15 protein-coding genes are annotated in these 26,471 nt (G+C 38.6%); all 15 read left to right on the top strand.

Annotated features, from left to right (window positions below; genetic code table 11):
• The first annotated feature begins 1 nt into the window (after window position 1).
• On the top strand, window positions 2-2,164 hold the full coding sequence (locus tag LKD20_RS02060; protein ID WP_227720734.1) for a hypothetical protein: 2,163 nt from the start codon (window positions 2-4) through the stop codon (window positions 2,162-2,164).
• A complete protein-coding gene (locus LKD20_RS02055; RefSeq protein WP_227720733.1) occupies window positions 2,157-10,517 on the top strand; it encodes a MuF-C-terminal domain-containing protein in 8,361 nt (2,786 codons plus the stop codon). The genes LKD20_RS02060 and LKD20_RS02055 overlap by 8 nt, the downstream gene beginning before the upstream one ends.
• A 59-nt stretch (window positions 10,518-10,576) precedes the next feature.
• Entirely contained in the window at window positions 10,577-13,054 is a 2,478-nt protein-coding gene (locus tag LKD20_RS02050; RefSeq protein ID WP_227720732.1) for a glycosyl hydrolase family 28-related protein, read from the top strand.
• Window positions 13,054-13,539: a glycine/betaine/sarcosine/D-proline family reductase selenoprotein B gene (locus LKD20_RS02045; RefSeq protein ID WP_227720731.1), complete on the top strand. Its 486-nt coding sequence runs from the start codon at window positions 13,054-13,056 to the stop codon at window positions 13,537-13,539. The genes LKD20_RS02050 and LKD20_RS02045 overlap by 1 nt, the downstream gene beginning before the upstream one ends.
• A 2-nt stretch (window positions 13,540-13,541) precedes the next feature.
• The gene (locus tag LKD20_RS02040; protein WP_227720730.1) at window positions 13,542-14,087 is read left to right on the top strand and encodes a hypothetical protein; all 546 of its coding nucleotides are present in this window, start codon (window positions 13,542-13,544) and stop codon (window positions 14,085-14,087) included.
• Window positions 14,084-14,257, top strand: coding sequence for a hypothetical protein (locus LKD20_RS02035; protein ID WP_227720729.1), 174 nt, complete (start codon window positions 14,084-14,086; stop codon window positions 14,255-14,257). Before LKD20_RS02040 ends, LKD20_RS02035 begins: the two co-directional genes overlap by 4 nt.
• A complete protein-coding gene (locus LKD20_RS02030) occupies window positions 14,248-14,919 on the top strand; it encodes a VgrG-related protein (RefSeq protein WP_227720728.1) in 672 nt (223 codons plus the stop codon). The genes LKD20_RS02035 and LKD20_RS02030 overlap by 10 nt, the downstream gene beginning before the upstream one ends.
• Window positions 14,920-15,047: 128 nt before the next feature.
• A complete protein-coding gene (locus LKD20_RS02025) occupies window positions 15,048-15,488 on the top strand; it encodes a hypothetical protein (RefSeq protein ID WP_227720727.1) in 441 nt (146 codons plus the stop codon).
• A gap of 96 nt (window positions 15,489-15,584) precedes the next feature.
• A complete protein-coding gene (locus LKD20_RS02020; protein WP_227720726.1) occupies window positions 15,585-15,923 on the top strand; it encodes a SprT-like domain-containing protein in 339 nt (112 codons plus the stop codon).
• A gap of 4 nt (window positions 15,924-15,927) precedes the next feature.
• Window positions 15,928-16,092, top strand: a complete 165-nt coding sequence (locus LKD20_RS02015; RefSeq protein ID WP_227720725.1) for a hypothetical protein — start codon at window positions 15,928-15,930, stop codon at window positions 16,090-16,092.
• Window positions 16,093-16,366: 274 nt separating this feature from the next.
• The gene (gene smc, locus LKD20_RS02010) at window positions 16,367-19,921 is read left to right on the top strand and encodes a chromosome segregation protein SMC (RefSeq protein WP_227720724.1); all 3,555 of its coding nucleotides are present in this window, start codon (window positions 16,367-16,369) and stop codon (window positions 19,919-19,921) included.
• Window positions 19,921-20,856: a signal recognition particle-docking protein FtsY gene (gene ftsY, locus LKD20_RS02005; RefSeq protein WP_227720723.1), complete on the top strand. Its 936-nt coding sequence runs from the start codon at window positions 19,921-19,923 to the stop codon at window positions 20,854-20,856. Before smc ends, ftsY begins: the two co-directional genes overlap by 1 nt.
• A complete protein-coding gene (locus LKD20_RS02000; protein WP_227720722.1) occupies window positions 20,846-21,229 on the top strand; it encodes a hypothetical protein in 384 nt (127 codons plus the stop codon). Before ftsY ends, LKD20_RS02000 begins: the two co-directional genes overlap by 11 nt.
• Window positions 21,229-23,406: an excinuclease ABC subunit UvrB gene (uvrB, locus tag LKD20_RS01995; RefSeq protein ID WP_227720721.1), complete on the top strand. Its 2,178-nt coding sequence runs from the start codon at window positions 21,229-21,231 to the stop codon at window positions 23,404-23,406. The genes LKD20_RS02000 and uvrB overlap by 1 nt, the downstream gene beginning before the upstream one ends.
• 185 nt (window positions 23,407-23,591) lie before the next feature.
• Window positions 23,592-26,444, top strand: a complete 2,853-nt coding sequence (gene uvrA / locus LKD20_RS01990) for an excinuclease ABC subunit UvrA (protein ID WP_227720720.1) — start codon at window positions 23,592-23,594, stop codon at window positions 26,442-26,444.
• Window positions 26,445-26,471 lie beyond the last annotated feature (27 nt).

The following is a 26,471-nucleotide window of genomic DNA, read 5'->3' as shown; positions in this document are numbered from 1 at the left end:
TATGAAATTTGTTAATTATGATCCAACCCAAAAATTAAATACAATTCAAGGTAGCACACAGGCTTCTAGTAATGAAACGGCATATGGTGGTAATGTAAGTGGCTTAAATGCTATGAGTAAAGCTTTACAAGATGCAACAAATACATGGATGGAAATTGACAAACGAAAAGATTACATCGATGTAACCAATGCTATTAATGAGTTCAATAATAGTACTAACCAACTGTTGAATGATGATAAAGACGGGCTGATGAATCGTAAAGGAATGAATGCTCAATCTATATTGCCTGACTATAATGCTGGTGTAGATAAAATACAACGTGAAATCATGGGTAAATATAAATTCAGAACGAATGATGCTATTAATGCCTTTATAAAAGCCGTTGAAACATCTAAGACAACTGATTACAATAACATATCCAAATATTCAAGAGGTCAATATGAAACGGCGTTAAGTACAGCTACGCAAAATCAAATTACAAATCTTCGTGATTCTGCTATCCGTTCTGACAACATGGCTGACCAAATGAAAACAATTGCATTGATGGGTGATTTGTATCGGTCTACTGGCAAGGAATTGGGACTAGATGATGAGCAGATTAATGAAAAAATCCGTGCTAATACAGACCAAACAGGAAAGTATTTACTTGATAGATCCGTGGCAGAAAATGATTCAACGAAAGTTGGAAATTTATTGACTTCATTAAGTGGTGTTGTTAGTGAAGATGTGTTGACGCCATATAAAAAAATGTCCAGTCAAATGAACATTAATAAACTAGTTAATGATGATAATACACATGCTAAGTTGTATCAGATGTATGGACATGATTTAAACTCAGGAATGAGCAGCGCTGCCATGTATGTTAGAGCCAAGATGGAAACTGAAAACGAAGAAGCCATTAAAGGTGGAGTTGGTCAAAACAAACAGTTATGGGATATGGCTGTTTATGCTAATAAAAAATATGGTATTAATACTGAAATTGCATATCGACAATTATATGCAGAAGGTACAGTTGGCGGTGAATTAAGCAGGCTTGCTAGAGAAAATCACAATTACGCAGGTTTAACACAGGTTGAACCAAATGGTGAAGAAAACAAACAGACTGATGGTGGTACAAATTATTATAAAATGTACAATTCTGATGAAGAGTTTGTTGATGATTGGATGAAAGGATATATCATTCCTAATAATGCTATCAATGCACAATCTATAGATGAATATGCTGATAAATTAAAAGCTGGTGGATATTATACGGCAAGCGCAGAACATTATAAGAGCTTAATGAGAAATGCCCCAATGTCTAGCGGCGGTAGCCCTAAGTATTCCGAAGACCAAATTAAGAAAGCAGAAGAAGAGGCTAGGACGGCATATAAAAATTATTTTACGTTGCAAGAACAAACTAGAAAGATTGCTATTAATGATCGTTTACAATCAGGTCAAATAATCTTAAATCAAAAAATAGCCAATGGCGATGTAAGCGGTGCGTTCCAATATGCACAGGTTCAACTAGCAGGAGCAACTACTCCAGAAGAGCAAGAATATTGGAGTGGTAAAATGGCTAGCGAAAGACCGAAGCTAGATAAAATTTATGAAAACAGTTTGAAGATGACGGCACAAGAAAAATGGGGAATTAAGCAGTACGCTAAATCTCACACTTACGAACAAACACGAGCATATGCAGAACGTGTATTGCCTAATAAAATCATGGATGATGAACTTGATGCATCATTACTTGAAATCGATGATAACAATAAGAAAGCTAGCAACATTGACTTAACTCCATATGAATATAAACTTGCTACAGTTATGCCTGAAGACAAAACATTGGCAGGCAGTTTTAAATATGGTGTTAAACAAGAAATGGCTGGACGTATTGAGGAATTTAAGGTTAAACATCATAGACCACCTACAGATGCGGAAAAAGATGAAATCTTCGATGCTGCAGTCGCAACAAGTACATTACGTAGTACAAGCAAACCATTCTTTGGTGACGGAGACGATTATTCCTCAACAATTAGCGGTGCAAGTAACCAAGCTATAGGGATTATTCATGCGGAACCTATTGGCAATCATTATATCCGAGTAACCTATAAAGATGGTTCTACTCAAGACATTTATGAATCAGAATATAATGCATTACAACGGAGATATACAAATGGCTGATATTAATCAAAAAGAACGTGAGGAATTTCAAGCGTTAATACATGGATACGGACAAGGCCCACGTTCCTTTACGGCTAATGCCGGCATACAGTCTAGTCCAGTAGGTGGTTTAACACCAGTTGGGCAAGCTATCGGTTCAGGAATAGAAACTGTATCAAATATTGCTAAAAGCACAGCGGATGCATTATCTACAATTGCCAATACTCCTACTAGCATTAAAAATGCAGATGGGACGGAAACGATTTCTCCATTCGGGCAGCAAGGTAATGCATTTCAAGCGATAGGTCAACTAGGTCAATCTTTGCCTAATGCTTTGCCTGCTAGTTTCGTTAGCAATACAGACCGATTATTTTTATATAACAATGATCAATTACGTGCTAATGAAGCTTTGCGAATTGCTAAGACTTTAAATATTGGTGCAGATACAGTCATGTTTGGCGATGATAGAGCCTTTGAACGTGCTGATTATTTATCTAGGCGTGCAGAACGTGGCCAAGTTTTACAAGATATTTATGATGAGTTCCCAGAACTATATAAAGTAAAATATGGTTCGCAAGCTGAAGGCATTCAAGCATTAAATAATATCGAATCAATCAAGAATACAAAAGGTATATTCGATTCCATACAACAAAGTATCTGGGCAATGAATGACCAAATGAAATTAGGCGATGTTGGTTTTGCCTTAGCTTATGAATCTGACCCACAAAAGATTAGCGAATTAACGGCTGAAGTTAATCGATTACAAAATAACTTGCAAAATTACAGACGGCCAGATGGTGGAAGTCCATTACAAGAGGTATTGGGTTCAACTGCTAGTCAAATCTATATGATGGGCAAGCAAGGCGGTACAGGTGCTATTGTAGGCGGTATAATTGGCGGTATTGGTGGCGGTGTAGTTAGTGGTGGCTCTGCTGCTATACCTACTGCAATGACCGGCGCTAAATGGTTAGGTTCTGCTGATATGGCATACGAGATGTATAAGATGTCATTTGGCAATAAATATCTTGAATTGATTGGTAAACGTGACCAAAAAGGTAATCGAGTATATTCCAATGAAGAAGCAAAAGAGTATGCCATGTCATTTGCGGCTATAGATGCCAGCATTGAATTTGTGGCGACTCGTACAATCGGTAAAGCAGCAACTAAAATCGCTCCTAAGTCCGCACTTGCTAATGCAGTTTCAAGAGGAACTAGCAATGCTGTTGAGACATTCAATCGTGGTATTGGCGTAACTGCTGCACAAGTGGCTAAGTCTTCCATTAAAGCTGGCGCTCCAGAACTATTTGAGGAAGGCCTACAAGATGTCAATGAAAAGTTGCAGCATAATTTGTGGCGTAAATCGAATGATCAAGAGGGCCCATATTCTGCAAGTGATATGTTCGTAGGTGCTGGTGAGGCTATGTGGCAAGCACTACCTGCTGTTGTTGGGTTAGGCGCAATTGGTGGCAGCATTAGTGGTGCCCGCACAATGAAAGCTTTTAAAGACTTTCAAAAGTTATCTCCAGAAGAACAGCACATGGCTGTTGTGGAAGAACAAAATCGTAATGGACATGTTATTATGCAGAACCTTAAAAACGATGCTGCCGCTAACAATTTGGCAAAAGAAAACCCTGAGTTGTATGGAAAAATCGTACAAGCTCAGGGGGATAATATAGGCGTATCTACCGCTTATATTAATGTCAATGAAATGGCTGAAACCGAAGAAGGTCAAGCGGCTATTCGTAATATGGTAGATGCTGGATTGGTAACACAAGAGGATGTATCTAAGGCGATTACGGCTGATTCTCCGATTGAAATTCCTATCGGGTCTTATGCGCAATTAAGTGGTGGCTTATCTGAAGAAACTGTTAAGGCATTAGAAGAATCCTCTTACTTTACACGTGGTGGATTATCCATGAAAACACTTGAACGTGCAAAAGAAGAAGTGCATGCTATGAAAGAGATAGTTAAGGATGATACCGAAAAACGTGCAAAACATGTTAAGAATGATATTATTCGTAGCTACTTTGATGAAGTATCTGATGTAGATAAGGAAATGCTCGATGTGGTTCTTGCGGATCCGACACATATCAAGCAAACGTTTAATAATGTGTATAAGGAACTTACTGAACAGTACCGGGAACAATATACAAGTGATTTCGATGCTATGGATACCGATTTAAAAACGGCACGTACTAGCGGGGTAAACCCTACATGGTTAGGTGATAGCAAAGCACCTCGTTCTAATTCTGAGCGCAGACGAATGGCATATCAATCTAGCCTTGCTCGTACCCAAAGTACATTAGCTGATAATCCAGAAGCACTTAATCAAGCAGGTTCCCATTATGCTGATATGGAGCATACACTTAAACAGATTGAATCGTTAGAATCTATGCGAGATACATTATTTGAATTAGCAGATAATGACATCGCCTTACGTATGCAATTATCCAAATCCGGATATGAAGTGTATCAGTCTTTAAAATCCATAATGAGCGATGCAACTGTTGACCGTAAACAACGTGATACGGCAGAAGCCAATGCATTGCTCATGGCACAACATGCTGATGTTATGGCACAATACATGCGACAAATGGGCCGTGGTGGTTATACTGCTATGGATTATTTCCGTGATAGCGTACGTATCAATATGAATGCAGTTTTAGAAAACCAAAAAGGGTATAATCAATTAGATCAAGATGCAAGACTTAAATTAAGTATTGATAAGAAAAAGTGGAGTAGAATTATAGATAATATTTCATCTTATAAAAGATCTGATTTAATTAGAGTTATGGACACTCCAGCTGTACTGCAACTCGTAGGTGTTAAGGATTTGCCAATCAAAATGTATGTTTCTAAATATTTTGATATGAAAACAGGTGCTGGCAAAAACAATCAACATAAGACAGTTACTAACAAAATGTGGAAACAATTACCTAGTGCATTGGTAGACCCGATTGCAATTTTCCCATCTAAAACAGTTAATGGTTCGATTGTGGTTATGACAGAAATTACAGATAGTAACAAAAAGCAAAGTATTGTTGCTTTGGAATTATCAGCTAGTGTTGCAAATAATATTACAATTAATAGAATAAAATCTTTTTACCCTAAAGATAATGCTAGTGCAAACACGTGGTTTTATAATAATTTTTCAGATAAAAACAATCCACCACTCTATATAAACGAACAAAAAACCACTAGATGGTTTACAAGGAACGGGCTCCAATTGCCTTACCAAGTAAACCAATCTAGTGGTTACTTTAATAAAAGTATACCAAATGAAAATGATTTAAGCAACTACAGAAACGCAAATAGTAATATTTTTTATCAATCAGCATGGCATGGTTCACCACATGATTTTGACACATTTGATTTAGGTGCTATTGGTACTGGTGAGGGTAATCAAGCACATGGCTGGGGGTTGTATTTTGCTAAAGATAAGAAAGTATCTGATTTATATAGACGTGAATTATCTTTAATTCATGATGTTGATAAAGGTACATTATTTAAAGTTGATGTTCCAGATACTAAAACAATGATTGATGAACAACAGTCATTAAATATTTTAAGTAAAGAAACAAAGCAAAGTTTAAACGCAGCAATTAATGCATTGCCAGAACAAGAAAAAGAAGTATTTATCAATGAATATACAAATAGTCCTTTGTTTAACCATTATGCTAAAAAAGGAATCGATGAGTTAGGTAGTAAGTTTAATCAACTAGATACTGAGTACAATTTACTAAAAGATAAGTACCTTGATAAATATATCGAGGGAGAACTTAACACAATTACTCAGAGAACTATAAATAGATTAGCTGAAAAATATAACATTGATTTAAAGGCACTGAAAGAAAACCCAGATAGTATAAAAGATGTAAAAAATCAACTAGATACTATGTGGTTTAATGCTTTTACAGAATATGGTATGGCTAGTAAAAAGTATAGGGAAATTTATTGGGGTAAGTATAAAGAAGATTTTTCTACACTATTAAATGATAGTGGTATAAATGGTAGAGATTTTTATCTGGCATTATCTAAAGCCTTAGGGGGTGCAAAAAAAGCATCAGAACATCTTAATGAGTATGGCGTTAAAGGTATCACTTATGTTGGCGAACAAGACGGACGATGCTATGTAGTGTTCGATGATAAAGCAATTAAAGTCATTGAAAAGTACAACCAATCTATAAACGGCATGACAGAAATCATGAAAGATGGTGAACGCATTATCAGCATTTTCAAAACTGCTGATAGAAGTACATTCTTACACGAAATGGGACACGTATTCTTTGATGATATTAAGAACTTAGCTGAAATGGAAAATGCTCCAGAGCAACTTGTTCTAGATTGGAACAAGTTGAAAGAGTGGGCTGAATGGGATGATGCGCAAGGTGCTGACAATACAAAGGCACATGAAAAGTTTGCTCGTGGATGGGAAGCGTATCTTCGTGAAGGCAAAGCACCTACTAAAGGATTGCATCGTGTATTCCGGATGTTCTCTAAGTGGTTAACTCGTATCTATCGTGCGGTGACACGACTAGGCGGATTACCACCTAAGGAAATCCAAGACATTATGGCACGCATGATCGCTACCCAAGAAGATATTGATGCCTACACAAAAGAACAGGCACTTGAACAATTTGAATCTAGCAAGTTATTTAAACAGCTCGATGAAGCTGAACAAGCAAAGATTCAAGGTTATATTGCCGACGTCGGGGAAATGGCTAAAGAGCGTGTCATGAAGCGGTATATGAAAGAATTGGAAAGTCGTCCAATCAAAGAATGGAACGATAAAAAAGATTCTATTCAAGCCGATATCGAAAAGCGTTTAATGGAACAGTACCCAATCTATAAAGACCATCAACGCTATAATGCATTTGGTAAGGATGCTTTAACCAATACTCGATACGGCACGCTAAAAGAATTAGAAGCTGCTGAACGTGAGCAAACTGGATTTACGTTTGACGAAGCTGTTAATCAGGCTATGGAATCTGCCGAGCAGGCATTCATTGAAGATAACCATATTGGTAAATCTAATATAGAAATTGCTGAAGAATGGCTATTATCTTCAGATGGTCAAATGAAGTTAACTGAAGAGGAAGCAAAAATCATCAAGTCACAAACCAATCGTGACCTTGCGAAAAACTGGGAATTACTCGATAAGTTAAATCGACTTGACCCTAATTCAGAAACAATCGAATCTGAGTTAGAAATAATCGAAAAAGAGTTAACAAAAGAGCAAAAACTTCGTAAAGAAAAAGCAAAGGTTGATAAAGAGCTTGGTTCTGTTTCTAAAGAATTAGATAAAGCTAATGATGAAATAGAGCGATTAAAAGAACAACAAAAAGAATTACAGGAGCAAGCAAGTAAAAATCAATCTGAACTTAAAGATGAAAAGAATGAGTTAAGTAAACGTCTGACAATTGTAACGAATCGACTTGATAGAATAATCGAACAAAAAGAGCGATTAGAAGAACGTATGTTAATGAGATTAGACAATCAATCATTAAACTCACAAGAACGTATCGAACAATTAAAAGACTTACTTCAAGACCGCATTGATAACGTACGTGCTATTCGAGATAGTGGAATAGGTGTAATCAGTGACTATATGAACCGTGCTAAACAGGAATTGGGCGATTTGACCTTATCTCAAGCTAGCCAGTATAAGAAGTATCAAAACCAAGCTATTCGTGAAGGTAAGCGTGCTGATAGGGCATTGGCAGTCAATAAACTGGAAGAGGCACTACAAGCAAAACAGTTACAACTTTTAAATCAAGCGAGAGCTCGTGTTGCGTTTGACAATGCACTCCGCATTAAGAAGTTACGAACTAAGTTACTTGATAATCTAAATAGGATGACACGCCCTAAAAATCCTATTACTATTGAACCTAATATGCGTTACTTCTACGCACACATGGCATATCAAATGGGGTTAACTAAATATGATGGACTAGAACCAGTAGATGGTTTTGATATGAATGCGGTAATTAATGCATTAGATCCTGATGCGGATATTCTAGGTGACCAAAGCATTACATTCCTTGACCCATGGATTGTACAACTATTCTATGGTAAAATACCTATGTCATTTAAGAATCTTACAATGAGCCAATTGGATACACTCGAAGAATTAATGACTGGTATGTATAAAAATGGGCGCAATGCCTATGAAGGCTCTACTATTCTTAATGATAAAGGTGAATCTATTACATTTGACGATGCGGTGGATGGCATATTAACGGAAGCAATAGATACCTTTGGCAAAGTTAATGGGAATGTATTTAATGCACAAAACAATCAAACTGGTTTGGAAGCCGTTGCAGGTCTTATTAATAAAGGAAATTTATCCTTGCTCAAAGTTGAAACATTCTTGCGCCGATTAGGGCCTAATGCTGTGAAATATATCTATGATCCGATTAGCCGTGCAACGCAAGAGTTCAATGAACGTAAGGAAATATCCATGCGTAGATTGGCCAAAGATGTATCCTCTGTATATGGAAAACGTGAATTATTTAACATCCGAAATAAGCATATGTACGATGTTGGGGAATTGCGGAATCTAACCAAAGAACAAGTCATTGCATTGGCTTTAAACTGGGGTACAGAACGTAACCGACAACGGGCAATGGAAACGGCCAAGATAACTGAAGTTGAAATGGAAAAAGCCTTTCAAGAAATCCTTACTGATAAAGATTGGGAATTCATTATCAGAACATGGGATCATATTAATTCGTTCTTTACTGAACGTAGCAAAGTTCAAGAGGAACTCTATGGCAATCCATTGAAAAAGGAAGAAGGCATCACATTCACTATTGGTGGTAGAACTATTGTTGGACAGTATTACCCAATTGTGTATAATCCGGAAGTCAATGCTAGTATATCTGACAAAGAAGTGGAAGACATCGCCAAGACTATGGTTAGTAGTAATGCTATCTTAGGGACTGGCATGAGTGCTACTAAAAGCCGTTTAGATGTGGTTAAGGATAAATCTTTATTGCTTGATTTTGACGTTATACCAAATTCGATTATAGAAGCTATTAATCACGTTACTATGCGTAAAGCTGTGACGGATGTAAATCGGTTAGTAGCCAATCGAGAGTTTCAAAACTATATTGTTGAGAAATTTGGAATTAATTCCTATCAATTCTTGCGGACTTGGGTTCGTGATAATTGGAAGGATGAAGCGGCTAAGCTTGATGCATTTGGTAAGATTGTTACAGCATTAAAGAGAAACACATCTATGGCTATCATGGCTGGCCGTGTATCAGTTGCCATTCAGAATACCTTGAATATTCCTGTTGCTGCATATCGTATTGGTGCCGGTAATGTACTTCGAGCCGTTAATCATGCAGGTGTAGGATTCTATGGCCACGGTACAGAGCTTTATAACAATACCCGTGATTTTGTTATGGAACAATCCATATTCATGAGGGAACGTATTCAAACTTTGGATAAAGATTTGAAGAAGGGATTAAACATCCAAGGAAAGGGGCTCCGTATTAATGATAAGAATATCGGCGGGTACAAGTTTGAAAAAGGTGCTGAAATCCGTGATGAAATTAATAATATGGGATTCCGACTGCTCACGGAAACAGACTTCGCATTATCCATACCAGTATGGAAATTTGCGTATGATCAAAAGATTGCTGAACTCCAATCCAAGGAAGGGTTAAGTACTGAGTGGATTAATCAACAAGCAATTGAAGCAGGTGACCGAGCAATACGAGATATATTCGGAAGTGGCGATACTAAAGACGCTGCAGCTATTCAACGAGCAAGAAATCCATTAACGCAGTTATTCGTTCCATTTTACTCATACGCAAACACTCTATACAACATTATTGCTGAAGGGTGGTATGCAGGAAAAGATAAAGGGTACTGGACGCAATTTGCTCGAATGCTATGGTGGACAGTTGTATCGCAAGCAATTGGCATGGTAATTTATAAAGCTATGACCAATGGTGACGATGATGATCCAGAATCTATCGCCAAGTCTTTTGCCGAAGAATTTGTACAACAAGGAACTATGGGGATTCCGTTAGTAAGAGATATAGCCACTATGGGTATGAAATTTATTTTAGGAGAACATCCATACAATAAAGGTAATACCGTAATGGGATTAAGTATCTTTGAGAAATTATGGGATACCGGTCAAGCTATCTCAAGTGACAATAAAGATATCGTTGATGTAGGCCGTTCGCTCAGTCAGGTTTCTAACCGTGTAACTGGTTTTAGTGATACCGTAACCGATGCTTTCTGGACATTGTTGCGTGTAGGGCTGACTGATACGGATGCCAAGATTGAAGATGTATTCATGTCAATTTTGTTAGACAAGCGTTTAAAGACTAAAAAAGAAAAGAAGAAGAAAAAATAAAAGTAAGGACTACCTAGTTTTAGGTAGTCCTCTTTATATGCAAAGAAAGGCGGGATATTGTGATTCCACAAGTCAACAATCCAGTTGTTCAATATCAATGTGATGGGGTAAACAAGATTTTTATTTGGCCATATGACTTTAACAACATAAAAGACATTAACCTTATTCTAGTTGATGGAGACGGACGGCAAACAGCGCAAACAGGGAACATCTTATATGATGCACAAAATAAAACTTTAACGTATCCAAGTATTGGTGAACCATTACCAGCAACTTATAAAGTTGTTTTAGTTAGACGAACTCCAATTTCACAAACTACAGAATTAGCCAATAAATGGCCCTACAATCATATTGAAGGTATGGGTGATAAAGTCATTCTAATTCTTCAGGAAATGAAAGAACAATTGGATCGCACATTACAAATCAATGTAGGCGCTGATGAAGACCCAAATCAAGTAACACGTGATATTGTAGATAACTCCATTGAAGCTGCTAAAAAAGCAATTGCAGCTGCATCTACGGCAGAGGAAAAAGCCAATGAAGTACAAGACAATGCAACAAAGCTAACAGCCATTAACGAAAATATCAATGCCTTATCTCAAACTGTAGACGATAAATTGGCAACTGCAAATACGGCTCTTATCCAAAGTGCTGATACATTTGAGAAAACTCAAGTGCTTGCAGATAATACGAAAGCATATGCTGCGCAGGCGGAAACTGATAAGAAAAATATTAATGATTTGGTTACAAAAGCAGATGCTATTAAGACTGATATTAACAATAAACAAATTGCTAGTGTAGGCAATGCCAAGAAAGCGGAAGATGCAGCCAAACGTGCAGAGGTAGCAGCTGCTAAAGCTGAAGAAATAGCAATACCCGGTGGCAAAGGAATTGTAACCAAAAGTGAAGCTGATGCTAAATACATTGGAAAAGAATCGCTAAATGGTATTGTGTCAGTTAAAGACTTCGGAGCAGTTGGCGATGGCGTCACCGATGATACGGCTGCATTTAAACGTGCTAATGATAATTTGGCTAATAAAATTCTATTAGTGCCAAATGGTCAATACAAACTAACTGAACATTTAACCTTTAATACAGTAGGTTCTGTTATGGATATGGGTGTATATACCAATATCAAGCCGTATTATCCAATAGAAACACCAATGCTAAAAAGTGCATCCAATATCGCATTTATGAAAAACATTACGTATGATGCAGAAGTAAATCAATGCCAAGGGTTTACCTATAACTCTAAAAAGAATGTATTTGTACTTGCCTGTATTAATGGTGAAGGTACTAATCAAATTCTTTACGAGCTTAACCCAGACACTTTTGAAAAAGTAGGTACTTATAAATTTACGGATTCTGAACGCCTAGGGCATTGTAATACGATGACATATAATCGGTATACGAATAAGATTTACATCGCAAATGGGCTAAAAAATGGCAATAATTTGACGGTTATGAATGCCGATACTATGACAATCGAAAATACTATTACATTGCAAGAAAAGGTATTCAACATTGACTATGATCCGATTACAAGGACTTATGTATCCATTGTACCTATTGCAGGTAACCAAAGAGTACGAACTATCAATTTGTATAATGATGAGTTCAAAAAACTCAAAACGTACCAAGTCGATTATATCTATCCGGACATGAATAATAACGGGGCCTTTATGCTAAACGGCGCAATCATGTCCGCAACGTTAGGAAGTCTTGTAGAGTGTACACCATTCGGTACAGTTAAACAGATCATTGAAATCAATCGTGAGACGGAAATCGAAGACATCGCTTACTACAATGGCAAGTTCTATTTTGCAGTACTAACTCAAAAGCCAAACAGACGTCACCAAGTAGATATTTATGTAGGTGACCCAAATTACGACTTTGAAAACTCAATCAATACTGCACGATTAGCAACGCTTGATTATCTCAAACTAGCAGGTGGTACATTAAGTGGCGCACTTAAAATGGCTAATAATACCTTAATCGAGGGTTATAAACCTGACGGACATGGTGTTGGTATGGCTAAGGTATCTACTAGCGGTAACGTAGAACTTGGCGATAACTCCGTTAATACGTTTGTTAAAGGTAAGGAATTTAAACACTATGATGGTACAGATAGTTTCACAGTACTTACCACCAAACATTACGGAACGGCAATTTATAAGAAAAAGGATGTAGACGATAACTTTGTTAAGAAAACAGAAGTAGACCAGTTGGGTTTTCCGTACTCTAAAGTTGAGGCGGCGACAGATTGGAATACATTCACAGAGCAAGGGGCAATCGAAATCAACTTTGATGGCGGTGCTAATAATCCACCACGTAGCCACAAACAAGGGATGTTGATTGTAATGAACTTTGGGAAAGGTAAGATGATAGACCAAACATTCCATGCGTTCAATGGCGAAACATACCACAGAATGTTTATGGCTGATAAATGGAAATCTTGGGGGAGAGTACAAACATCCTTAAATAGCCGATTGAAATTGTGGAGTGCCAATGGTGGAAATGAGGTGTATGTTGAATAATGCCTAACTTAAAAGTTAAGAAAGGAAACGATACACTAACCTTTGGACTAACTGATAACTTGCGTGATGTAGGAGAAAAACGATTACCAATAGTAATTAGTGGTAAAACATACTATGCACGATTGGGCGGTGATAAAACCGCCCTTGTGGTGCAACGTACATCAAATAGTGCTAAAAGTTATGTACAAACCAACCCTGTATTGTTTAATACATGGCGATGGGGAAAGGTACCTTATGACATTAGGGGTACAGAAAAAATGTTTGTGTACTTACCAAAAGGAAAGTATAGAGCGACTGTGCATGGTGGGTATGACAAAACTAATGAATTTACTATAGCTGCATCGCAAGATATTGAGGTTAATGTTTCCACAACAGGTAGAGATGATTATTTAACAGATACTGTTTTCAATATAAATGGATGGAGAGATACTGTAAGTTTAACACGGCATCAATTTACTATAACTATTGAACGAATTGGGGAGTAAGAATGATAGAAGTTGTATTAGCGCCTTTCATGGTAGAAGGGTTTAACGTAGCAGAGGCGGTGCGAATATCACTAGCCATATTTACGAGTGTTGTATTGGTATTTGTCGATACATTCTTGCGTGTCTTAGTTGAGGCACGCAATTTTAATTTAGCTACAAATAGAGAATGTACTTTAAAGAATACTTTCCTAGCTATCATTTGGCGAGGATGGGCGAGTGTTGAAGTTAATGGTAAGCAACGTAGATTTTTGGTAAGCGGAAAACTACGAGCAGATATGACTAAAAAATTAGTTAAGTCTTATCCTTGGATATTCCTATTATCATTCATCCTATTAACATTGCCTGATGTTGACATTCCTATGCTAGGTAGAATTGATGTGTTTCTATCTACATTGATGTATCTAGTGCCAATCATGGTTGAGTTGGCAAGTATTGTAGAAAACATGATTGAACTTGAATTTGTAGAGAGTGCATGGTTTCAACGTGCGATGAGTTTGGTTAAAGAGTTGATAGCGTTCGTAAAATCAATAAAGGATGCGATTAAATGATTGAAAAAATTAGTATTCGTGAGGTGTTAACAATCCTCGTCTTAGGGGCGGTCAATATAATGGCCGTCCTTTATGGTTATAACGAATTGGCCATGAGTATTTCCTCCGGACTCGTTGGCTATTTAGGAGGACGTGAATCAAATAGGAAGGAGCAAAACAAATGGAACTAGGAAAATTAAGTGCTGCGTATGAAAGCAATGGAGACCCAGCTATTGTATCTACAGGCGAGGGAGACTTTGGGGGAATTTCGTATGGTGCTTATCAGTTAGCAAGTAATTGCGGAAGTGTAGATGCGTTTCTTGGTTGGGGCTTGCGTCAAGAAGATGGGTTTTACAAAGATTATGCAAGAGCCCTTCAAAGTGCAGGATCTATTAACTCCGATGAGTTCATTAGCAAATGGCAAGAACTGGGAACTGTGGACCCTAACGGGTTCATGGAAATGCAGCACGACTACATTAAATATGCCTATTATGATGTGGCGTGTAGCGAATTATCTAATCAATTATTTGATGTCAATAAACATAGCCGAGCATTGCGTGATGTTGTATTTTCTGCGGCCGTTCAATATGGTCCCGGTGAAGTTGTTAATCTTTTTAAAGAGGCAATGCAATATGTTCCGGGTTGGAAGCCTGATTGGAACTTATCTTATGTAAACGACATTAAGTTTGACTGGGATTTAATTAATGGTGCATATGAACAACGAAAGTTGCATCCATGGAACTATGAAGGTAATCCTAGTTGGTTGCGTGAAAATCTTGTTGAACGGTTCGATGCAGAAAAAGCACAAGCATTAGAAATGTTCTCGCAAGAAATGCAAGAAAGGGGTCTATGATGAGCCTTTGGACTTTCAAGGTATTATGTTACCTAAAACGACATAAAATTCTCATAGGGGGGCTAATTTTAATTATTTTAGCCATTGTAGGGGTGTCTATATATAATTCACATCAGGTTGAAAAGCCTGTGTTATTAAAACAGGAACAAGTAAAAGATCCTGTAAAATTGGCTAATGCTATACATATTACCAAAGATGAAGCTCGGCAAGTTGTTTCCAAAATGGAAACTGCTCAACCAGCAGTCACTTATTATGTACAAGCTCGTACGGTAGAACAAGCGGCTAAAGACACGCAGCAAGCTATCAAACGTGATGACCCGGCATTACCTAAAGCAGCTACAGAAAAATCTGATAGGACTGCTGTTGTTGCTAATACAGACCAGCAAAAGGTGGACGTTTATAAAATCAACCTAAACAAGGCTCATAAGATTAAAGCTGGTATAACGGTATTAGATAGTAAAGCCTATGAGACGATTGGCTATCAAGCAGGCAAAGTTGAAGTATTAGCACACTTTGACGGACAGCATTTTGAAGGTGGTAGTGTTCTGTATACAGTAAAGGAATGGTGATCCAATTATCTCCGAGTTGCACGGTTTGCAACAGTCAACTATTAGATGATAGTTAATGGGGGTGATAAAATCAGTACACTATATCTTGATGATGATATGATGCCGTATGCTGATATATTTCTAAAAGCAATAGCCAATATTGAGGCATTGGGTTATTCTTTTAAACCTGATTTGTTAATTCACAAATATACTGGTAGAAGCAAAAAGAGATTAGGCACGACATATTGTTATCCAAATGATGATTTTTGTTTAATTGAATTAAGCACAGATAATCATGAAGATGGTATTACTATAGATACGATTTATCATGAATTAGCACACGCCACTATAGAGTGCCATTTCAAAGGGCACGGTAAAGAATTTAGACAAATACGGAAGAAAATTATTGATGCTTATAATATAGATATTGGCGGTGCGATATTAAAAATGGAGTAAAAACATGGAAAAGACATTTGAATTTAACAACAAGACTTACAATTTTGCAGAAGATATTCAAGTTCCACAAGATGGGTTATTCGAAGCGACACTAGTTGATGAAAATAACCATCGATGTGAAATGGTATTTCGGAATGGCAAATTATTTCGTCTAACTGAATTAGATTAGAAGTAAAAATCGCAAATTTTACCACTGAACATAATATTGAATGGTAAATTACAACAAAAGGGGTACCCAAACGGTACCCCTTATTTTTTTTGCCGTCAAATAAACGTCAAAATTTATATGTTATTCTTGATGATTTTTGCGTATAATCGTACTATGTAAAAACTTGGCAACAATGATTATTACTGAAATTTAATTATATATGTTAAAACACAAAAATTATATGATAAAATAAAAGATATGATTATTCGGGGTTGTTAGTAGAAAGGAGGCAGTCATGCAATTACTTCGGTTGGAATTAAAGGGCTTTAAATCGTTTGCTGATAAAACGGTTGTAAAATTCTCACCAGGAATGACTGCCGTTATTGGGCCTAACGGAAGTGGTAAAAGTAATATTACGGATGCTATGAAATGGGTTTTAGGGGAATCCAATGTTCGTAACTTACGTGGTCAAAAAGCAGAGGATATCATTTTCTCTGGTACGGAAAAGCGCAAGCCAATGAGTGCAGCTGAGGTTACTCTTGTATTCGACAATAGTGACCATCAATTAGATGTAGATATGGCTGAGGTTGCTATTACACGCCGTATTTATCGTACTGGTGAAAGTGAGTTCCTTATCAATAAACGCTCTTGTCGTTTAAAGGATATTCATCTTTTATTAGCTGATACAGGCCTTGGGAAAGATTCAATGGCTATTATCGGTCAGAACCGAATTGATGCTATTTTGAATTCAAAGCCTGAAGAGCGTCGTTTGATCTTTGAAGATGTAGCAGGTATTTCTCGTTTTAAAATCAATAAAGAAGATGCATTGCGTCGTATTGCTAGCACAGACCGAAACATGGAACGCGTACGCGACGTAATGGCTACTATCGAAGAGCAACTAGGACCTTTGTCTGAAAAGGCGGAAAAGACTAAAAAGTATATGACCTTAAGTCGTACAAAGCGCGACTATGATGGGGCATTAGGCTTTCACAATTATAAGACCTCTGATCGTTTATTAACGCGTTTCGAAAATGATAATATAGCCTTTAAGAATGAAGAGATTGAGCTTCAAACGGAGTTGTCCAAATTAGAAGCTCGCCGTCATACATTGCAATCATCTTCCACTAAAGAGCAAGAACAGCTTAAATTATGGGAAGCTCAGTATACGGAAAAGCAACGTGATGAAGAGCGGTTAGCTGGTCATTTACGTCTTTTAGAAGAGCAGTTAAAGACCGCTCACCGTGAATTAGATGAAACGTCTATGCGCATTAGCGAGCTAGAAGCTACACAAAAGGGCGAAGAGCAACAATTACGCATTTTAAATCAATTGATTCAAGATGAAAGCGCCCAACTGGTAGAGAAAGAATCTAAGCTAGAAGAGCTAGAATATAATTATAAAAAAGCTGTCGAAGATGTCGGTGCAGAACAAGCTAAGTTCCAATCCTTACAATCTAATCGAGAAACATTTGAGCAACATCAATTAGAAATTGTGAGCGCTATTGAAACAGCAAAGGCTAGTATTCGTAGCTTAGAAGCTCGTAAGGCTGAATCTGCAAAGCAATGTGAAGTTTTAAAGGCTGAAATAGCTCAAGTAGATAGTGAACTACAAGCAGCTCGTGCTGAATATGAAACATTGGGTCAGAGATTTACTGCTATTTCTGCACAACGACAAGCCCTCGTTGATGGTGGTAAAGAAGCAGTTATACAAGCTCGTGAGGAACGCAAAGAGCTACAAAAACTTCGTACCCAAGAACAACGTGTTAAAGGTCGTATCGAACTATTAGCCCAATGGGAAGAACAACATGAAGGATATTTAGAAGGTACTAAGAATATCCTAAACGGTAAAGGATCTTGGCGCGAAGAAATTACAGGTGCTGTGGGTGATCTCTTTACGGTAGAAGATAAATATACTACGGCTATCGAAACGGCATTAGGTGGTAGTGTTAACCACGTTGTTACCACTACTGCTCGCGCTGCTGCGGAGGGTGTCAATTATTTGAAATCCATTCAAGGTGGCCGCGTAACCTTTTTGCCGATGGATTCTGTAAAAGGAAAACCCTATGAAACACCGGCTTTACATGAAAGTTGTGTTATAGGTACCGCTGTTGACTGTATCTCCTTTGATAATACATACGCTCATATTTTCCAATATTTGTTAGGTCGTACGTTAGTAGTGTCCTCTATGGATGATGCTATTGGATTACAGAAGAAATATAATCAACAATTGCGCATTGTTACCCTTACAGGGGAACAATTCCAACCAGGTGGTTCTTTGACGGGTGGTGCTACAAAGCGTAAGCGTGCCTCCGTATTGAGCCGTAAGGAAGAGGCTACTAGTCTTGAACAAGAGCTTGTACAAATTGAAGAACAAATTCGTTCTTTAACAGCTAGTTTAGAAAATCTAGAAAAACGGGTTGAAGAGGCTGAAAAAGAACGAGCTACCCTTGATGAAAGCTATCAACATACGAACTTACTGTATGTGGCTAGCGAAACAAAGGTACAAAATATTCAAAATCAAATGGATCGTAAGAAACGTGTTCTCCGTGAAGAAGAGCAACGTTTATTACAAATTGATATTGATTTAGCTAGTACAACGGCTAACTTGAAAGACCAAGAAACAGCATTGGCTTCTTTGCAAGAAGACCACGGTGTAGATGGCAATCAAGGGGCCTTAATGGAGCGTTTAACTGTATTACAAAAGGTACAGCAAGAGGCGTATGAAGCTTTCACAGAGGCACGCCTCACCTGTGATACGTTGCGACAAACCATTAAGGAACGCGAAGCTCAGCGAGAACAACGTAATCAATCCATTGCTAACATTGTAGAGCGCTTAACACCGTTACGTAATTTGCTGATTAGCACTACAGAGCGCTGTGAAGTGGAGCTACCAAAGGCTAAAGAATTGGCAGACCTAGAATTGGCTTCTGCCACAGCGGAGGTTGCACGATTGCGTGCACTTCGCGATGAGGCTTATGATAAAACATCTACAGGACGTGAAGAGATGGAATCTATCCTCGGTGAGCAAGATCGATTGAATCAACGATATAAAGTCGTTCAAGGTCGACTCGTCGATATGGAAGGTAAGATTACACGTCATCGCATGGATTGTGAGCGCTTTGTAGAAGAACTACAAGAGTTAGGCTTTACATTGGAAGATGCACAAGCCCTTCGTATTGAAGGATCCGTTAGTGATTGGAAAGACGAACAAGCACGTTTGATGGCTGAAATTGCCGAGCTTGGTCCAGTCAATCCAAACGCTGTTGAGGAATATGAAGAAACTAAAGAACGGTATGATTTCTTAACTACACAATTGGCGGATTTAGATACGGCGAAGGAGCAATTGCAAGCGGTTATTGCGGAAATGGATAAAGCTATGAGTACACAGCTATACGATGTATTAGATGTGGTAGGCCGCAGATTCCAAGAGGTATTTAGTCAGTTATTTGGCGGTGGTACAGCTCAAATTGTTCTGACAGATCCAGATAATATCTTGACTGGTGGTATCGACTTTTATATTCAGCCGCCAGGGAAGAAACGTCAACAATTGACCTTGTTGTCCGGTGGTGAACGGGCTCTTACAGTTATTGCTTTATTATTCTCGTTCCTCGACTATCGCCCAGCCCCATTTTGTGTGCTTGACGAAGTTGACGCAGCCCTTGATGAAGCCAATGTAGAAAGATTTAGTTCTTACCTAAATCGAGTAAATAAAGAAACACAATTTATCGTAGTATCTCACCGTAAAAAAACGATGGAAGCTGCCGAAGTATTACAAGGGGTAACCATGGTTGAACGGGGCGTATCACGATTATTAACAGTAGCATTTGAAGATGTGAAGGAGGATCTTGCATAATGGCATTCGGATTCTTTGATAAAATTAAAGACGGCTTAGAGAAAACTCGTAAGTCTTTTGTAAAAAACGTAGAAAGTATCATTATTGGTTATGCTCAAATCGATGATGATTTCTTAGATGATTTAGAAGCAGTTATGCTTACTAGTGACCTTGGTCCTAAAACGACAGAATACTTGATGAAAGAAATTCGTCGTGGTGTAACAGAAGGTATTATCAACAATACCGGCGATGTAATGCCATTTATGGAAGACCGCATTACAGAAATGCTTGTTGACCAAGAGGATGAAATTACACTTCACCATCCAGAGGTTATCTTAGTAGTTGGTGTAAACGGCGTTGGTAAAACAACGACTATCGCTAAATTGGCTAACTACTATACTAAAGAAGGTAAAAAGGTTATTATCGCTGCAGGTGATACATTCCGTGCCGCTGCAGCTGACCAATTATCTATTTGGGCAGATCGCGTAGGTGTGCCTATCGTTAAACATAAAGAGGGTGCTGATCCTGCAGCCGTAGTATACGATGCAATGGAAGCGGCAAAAGCTCGTAATGCAGACCTCGTTATCGTCGATACAGCAGGTCGTCTACACACTAAAGTTAACCTTATGGAAGAGCTTAAAAAGATGGGCCGCGTAGCGAATAACCATGTAGAAGGGGCTCCGCATCAAACATTGCTCGTTCTCGATGGTACTACAGGTCAAAATGCTGTAAGCCAAGCTAAATTATTTGGTCAAGCAGTGCCAGTAAACGGCATTGTGGTGACTAAACTTGATGGTACAGCAAAAGGTGGCGTAGTTATCTCTATTAAAGAGGAACTAGGTGTACCAGTACGCTGGATTGGCGTTGGTGAAGGCATGGATGACTTACGTCCATTTAATGCGAAAGAATTTGCTAATGCACTATTTAATAAAGGAATGATTCAAGGTGACAAATAAATATAACCGGGAATTCTTACTTGAATATGTAGAATCTGAAAATAAGAAAAATGAATGTAATGTTAGCCTAGAAAATATGGAAAAGATTGTTAGCTTAATCGAGTATTTTGGCATTGAATTATATCGTCCTATTACAAGATTGCTACTTTCAAACTGGGAAGAGATTACAGAACGTATTAATAACTATACTGAAGCAGATTGGATGATGGCTGATGAAATCCAAAAGACTACACCTACATTAGATCGCTTCTCTATTGCTATGCTCATCGAAGTATTAGAAGGTGAAGATACGTTGAACCAAGCAGAAAATGCAGGTCGTCGTCTATCTGAGGAAGAGCTCAAAGCTATCCGTAAACATCAGGATGAACAGTAATGAAACATAATACATATAATTACGAAGGGGGCCAACCATTTAAAGTGGAGGCGCCCTTTACGCCTACTGGGGACCAACCAACTGCCATACAATCTCTAACAGAAGGTATTGAACGCGGTGAATGGGCTCAGGTCTTGCTCGGTGCTACTGGCACAGGTAAGACATTTACGATGGCAAAAGTTATCGAGGCGGTACAGAAACCGACCTTGATTATTGCACACAATAAAACATTGGCTGCTCAATTATGTAGTGAGTTTAAAAGTTTTTTCCCTAATAATGCGGTAGAATACTTTGTGTCGTACTACGATTTCTATCAACCAGAAGCATATATTCCTTCAAGTGACACGTACATTGAGAAGGATGCGTCTATCAATGATGAAATCGATAAATTACGACATAGTGCCACTATGAGTCTCTTTGAGCGTCGCGATGTAATCATCGTTGCCTCCGTTAGTTGTATTTACGGCTTAGGTGACCCTGAGGATTACTCGGAGCTCGTATTGTCCTTGCGCTTGGGTCAGACGAAATCTCGCGATGAAATTCTGTCTAAACTCGTAGATATTCAATATACGAGAAATGATATGAATTTTATTCGTGGTACCTTCCGTGTTCAAGGTGATACCATCGAGATTTTCCCTGCTGCTTATAGTGAAAGAGCCATTCGGGTTGAACTCTTCGGCGATGAAATTGATCGTCTCGTTGAGGTAGATGCTTTGACGGGTGAAGTGATTGCTGAACGTAAGCATGTTGCTGTGTACCCAGCATCTCACTATGTAACAACGAAAGATAAGATGCGTATTGCTGTAGAGCGTATTGAAGCCGAATTAGATGAACAGTTAGCTAAGTTAAAAGCAGCTGATCGTTTACTTGAAGCGCAACGTCTTGAGCAACGTACGCGTTATGATATAGAAATGATGCAGGAAATGGGCTATTGCTCAGGGATCGAAAACTATTCAAGACATATGTCTGAACGTAAGGCTGGAGAAGCTCCATATACATTGATAGACTATTTCCCAGATGATTTCCTCATCATGGTGGATGAGTCTCATGTAACGATTCCTCAAGTACGTGCTATGTACAATGGCGACCGTGCTCGTAAGGAATCTCTAATCGAATATGGATTCCGTTTACCATCTGCACTCGATAATAGACCACTTCAATTCGATGAATTCGTAGAGCGTATTAATCAAATCGTCTATGTATCAGCCACACCTGGTCCGTATGAAATGGAAGTGGAAACGAATATTGCAGAACAAATTATTCGTCCTACAGGCTTATTAGATCCATCCATTGAAATTCGTCCTATTAAGGGGCAAATGGATGACTTACTAGGAGAAATTCATAAGCGTGCAGCTAAGAATGAACGTGTTCTCGTTACGACCTTAACGAAGAAGATGGCTGAGGACTTAACAGAGTTCTTGAAGGAAATGGGCGTCCGTGTTCGTTACCTTCATTCAGATATCGTTACCATCGAGCGTGCTGAAATCATCCGTGATTTACGGGCCGGTGTCTTTGATGTACTAGTTGGTATTAACTTGCTTCGTGAAGGCCTAGATATGCCAGAAGTTTCTTTAGTAGCTATCTTAGATGCGGATAAGGAAGGCTTCTTACGTTCTGATACGGCTATGATTCAAACAATCGGTCGGGCAGCTCGTAATGTGAATGGTCACGTTATCATGTACGCAGACCGCGTAACAGGTTCTATGCAACGTGCTATTGATGAAACAGATCGCCGTCGTGCTGTGCAAGAGGCCTATAATATTGAACATAATATTACGCCTAAGTCTGTCTCTAAAGATGTAAAAGAGCTTATTGAGTTGACGAAAATTGAAGAAGATATGGTCACCGATGGGAAGGACTTTTCACCGAAGAAGGGGAAAAAGAAATCCTCTACAACGGGGATGGACCATGGACACGAACCATATGCTCAAGAGGCATCTACTTCTAAGGTGGCAGATATAACGCCGGAAGAGTTATTCAATAAAATTGAAGACCTTGATCGTCAAATGAAGGCCGCTGCAAAGCAGCTTGAATTTGAAAAGGCCACTAAGCTTCGTGACCAATTGGGGGAACTACGTCAACAATGGTCCGATATGCATAGTGCAGGTGAAAGCAAGTTGAAAAAGCCTACATCTAGCAAGGGTAAAAAACGTACAAGTTCAAAGAGTAAATCTTAAGTAGCAGTAACATGCATTCATATATTGTAAAATATTACCTGAATGTAATAAACCGAATCTATATAGATTGTAAGAAAACACATAGATTATATAGACTATATGTGCGATAATATAGATATATTATTTCATGTTAGTAATCAGAGAGATGATGCCGTTTGGTATCATCTCTTTAAATAGGGAAAATAATGAAAGACCAATTGATTGTAAAAGGTGCGCGTCAGCATAACCTTAAAAATATAGATATATCCTTACCACGGGACCAGTTTATCGTGTTGACTGGACTCAGTGGTTCTGGTAAATCGTCCTTGGCATTCGATACGATTTATGCAGAAGGACAACGACGCTATGTAGAGTCTTTATCTGCTTATGCTCGTCAATTCTTGGGACAAATGGATAAACCCGATGTAGATTATATTGAAGGTTTATCTCCAGCTATCTCTATCGACCAAAAGACCACAAGCCGTAACCCTCGTTCTACAGTTGGTACTGTAACGGAGATTTACGATTACTTGCGTCTACTATTTGCTCGCGTAGGTCATGCTCATTGTCCTGAATGTGGTAAGCCTATTACACAGCAAACGATACAACAAATGACAGATGACGTAATGAGTTTCCCAGAAGGTACTAAGATTTTAGTACTGGCGCCTATGATTCAAGGGAAAAAAGGGGAGCATAAATCCGTCTTTGAACAACTTCGCAAGGAAGGTTTTGTTCGTGCCCGCGTAGATGGTGTTGTACGTACATTGGATGAAGACATTGTATTAGAGAAAAATAAAAAACATTCTATCGATATCGTTGTAGACCGCCTTGTTGTTAAAGATGGCATAGAATCTCGCTTAGCAGACTCTATGGAGACCGCATCAAAATGGGCAGAAGGCATTGTAGTTATTCAAGAGGTAGATGGACCTGAACACATGTATAGTCAACACTTTGCATGTCCAGATTGTCATATTTCCTTACCGAAAATTGAACCACGGATGTTCTCCTTTAACAGTCCATTTGGTGCATGCCCAGCTTGTTTGGGTATTGGCTCCACCATGGAAGTAGACGAAGAGCGCGTTATTCCAGATGGATCTATTAGCTTTGCCGATGGTTGTGTACAAGCGTTGAGCTCTAACCCTAATGCATGGTTTATGCGCCAAGTAGAAGGTCTATTGAAAGCCAATGGATACTCCTTAGACTCTACCTATGATGAACTACCAAAAGCATTACAGAAGAAAGTAATGTATGGTACGACGGATAAGGTGGCTTTCACCTATGAAAATATGCGTGGTGAAGTGAAAGAGTTCTTTACGGAGTACGAAGGTATTTTGCCGATGGTAAAACGCCGTCATAGTGAAGCCTCTACTGATTCCATGCGCGAAGAGTTTGAAAAGTTCATGTCTATCAAGCCTTGTACTACTTGTCATGGGGCTCGTCTTAAACCTGAAGTATTAGCCATTACCGTAGGGGATAAGAACATTAATGAGGTAACGCAGTTAACGATTAAAGAAGCACTCGATTTCTTTGGTGCCTTACACCTTACTGAACGGGAACAAGTGATAGGTGCTCAGATTTTAAAAGAAATTAATGCTCGTCTTGGGTTCCTCAACAATGTAGGTCTTGATTACCTTACTATGAACCGTAGTGCAGGCACTTTGTCTGGTGGTGAAGCGCAACGTATTCGTTTGGCTACGCAAATTGGCTCTGGTTTGGTAGGTGTATTATACATCCTAGACGAACCGTCCATAGGTCTACATCAACGAGATAATGATCGACTCATCGATACTTTGAAAGGCTTACGGGACTTAGGTAATACCTTGCTCGTCGTAGAACACGATGAAGATACGATGCGTGCTGCCGATTATCTTGTCGATATCGGGCCTGGTGCAGGTGAACATGGGGGGCAAATCATTGCAGCTGGTACAGTAGAGGAAGTGATGAAGGTAAAAGACTCTATTACTGGTCAATATTTGAGCGGCCGCAAGTTTATCGCCCTTCCTGAAGAACGTCGTAAGCCAGGTAAAAATTGTATTGAAATTCGCGGTGCTAAGGAAAACAATTTACAAAATGTAAATGTAAAATTCCCTATTGGCTTATTCAATGTTGTTACTGGTGTTAGTGGCTCTGGTAAGTCTACCTTAATCAACGAAATTCTCTATAAAGGTTTAGCTAATCAATTATATCGTTCTAATCATAAAGTAGGGGCTCATAAAGAGATTCGTGGTCTTGAACATATCGATAAAATCATCAATATCGACCAAAGTCCTATCGGTCGTACGCCTCGCTCTAATCCAGCTACCTATACAGGTGTATTTGATGCCATCCGCGAGCTTTATAGTCAAACACCGGAAGCAAAGATGCGTGGCTACAAACAAGGTCGCTTTAGCTTTAACGTAAAAGGTGGCCGCTGTGAAGCTTGTCGTGGTGACGGTATCATCAAAATTGAAATGCACTTCTTACCAGATGTGTACGTACCTTGTGAGGTTTGTAAGGGGGCTCGTTATAACCGAGAAACCTTAGAGGTCAAATACAAAGGCAAATCGATTGCTGATGTACTTGATATGACGGTTGATGATGCGGTTGAGTTCTTCAGCGCTATTCCAAAGATCAATCGTAAAATGGTTACCTTACAAGAGGTTGGTCTTGGCTATATTCGTTTAGGTCAAGCGGCGACAACCTTATCTGGTGGTGAAGCACAACGGGTTAAATTAGCTACTGAATTAGCTCGTCGCAGCACCGGTAAAACACTATACATCCTAGATGAACCGACTACAGGTCTTCATGCTGAGGATATTCGCAAGTTATTACACGTATTGCAACAACTTGTAGAGGGTGGCGATACCGTTGTCGTTATCGAGCATAACTTAGATGTGATTAAGATGGCAGACCATATCATAGACCTCGGGCCTGAAGGTGGTAATCGTGGTGGCACTATCGTAGCTACAGGTACACCTGAAGAAATCGTTAAGGTGAAAGAAAGCTATACGGGCAAATTCTTAGGTCCTGTATTAGAACAGACTAAGAAATTTATGAAAGCAGCGAAAAATAAGAAATAAAATATCTAAAAATCTATGAGGAAAGGA

The sequence above is a fragment of the Veillonella fallax genome (assembly GCF_020687175.1).
In the GTDB taxonomy this organism is placed as follows: Bacteria; Bacillota; Negativicutes; order Veillonellales; family Veillonellaceae; genus Veillonella; species Veillonella fallax.
Note: the sequence above shows the minus strand (reverse complement) of the source record. Positions and strands in the feature narration are given on the sequence as shown.

What these genes read in the sequence shown, in the direction of transcription:
- ftsY (WP_227720723.1), top strand. Translation starts at nt 19,921, where the DNA reads ATGGCATTCGGATTCTTTGATAAAATTAAAGACGGCTTAGAGAAAACT.
- LKD20_RS02015 (WP_227720725.1), top strand. Translation starts at nt 15,928, where the DNA reads ATGGAAAAGACATTTGAATTTAACAACAAGACTTACAATTTTGCAGAA.
- uvrA (WP_227720720.1), top strand. Translation starts at nt 23,592, where the DNA reads ATGAAAGACCAATTGATTGTAAAAGGTGCGCGTCAGCATAACCTTAAA.
- LKD20_RS02020 (WP_227720726.1), top strand. Translation starts at nt 15,585, where the DNA reads ATGATGCCGTATGCTGATATATTTCTAAAAGCAATAGCCAATATTGAG.
- LKD20_RS02045 (WP_227720731.1), top strand. Translation starts at nt 13,054, where the DNA reads ATGCCTAACTTAAAAGTTAAGAAAGGAAACGATACACTAACCTTTGGA.
- LKD20_RS02030 (WP_227720728.1), top strand. Translation starts at nt 14,248, where the DNA reads ATGGAACTAGGAAAATTAAGTGCTGCGTATGAAAGCAATGGAGACCCA.
- uvrB (WP_227720721.1), top strand. Translation starts at nt 21,229, where the DNA reads ATGAAACATAATACATATAATTACGAAGGGGGCCAACCATTTAAAGTG.
- LKD20_RS02055 (WP_227720733.1), top strand. Translation starts at nt 2,157, where the DNA reads ATGGCTGATATTAATCAAAAAGAACGTGAGGAATTTCAAGCGTTAATA.
- LKD20_RS02040 (WP_227720730.1), top strand. Translation starts at nt 13,542, where the DNA reads ATGATAGAAGTTGTATTAGCGCCTTTCATGGTAGAAGGGTTTAACGTA.
- smc (WP_227720724.1), top strand. Translation starts at nt 16,367, where the DNA reads ATGCAATTACTTCGGTTGGAATTAAAGGGCTTTAAATCGTTTGCTGAT.
- LKD20_RS02035 (WP_227720729.1), top strand. Translation starts at nt 14,084, where the DNA reads ATGATTGAAAAAATTAGTATTCGTGAGGTGTTAACAATCCTCGTCTTA.
- LKD20_RS02060 (WP_227720734.1), top strand. Translation starts at nt 2, where the DNA reads ATGAAATTTGTTAATTATGATCCAACCCAAAAATTAAATACAATTCAA.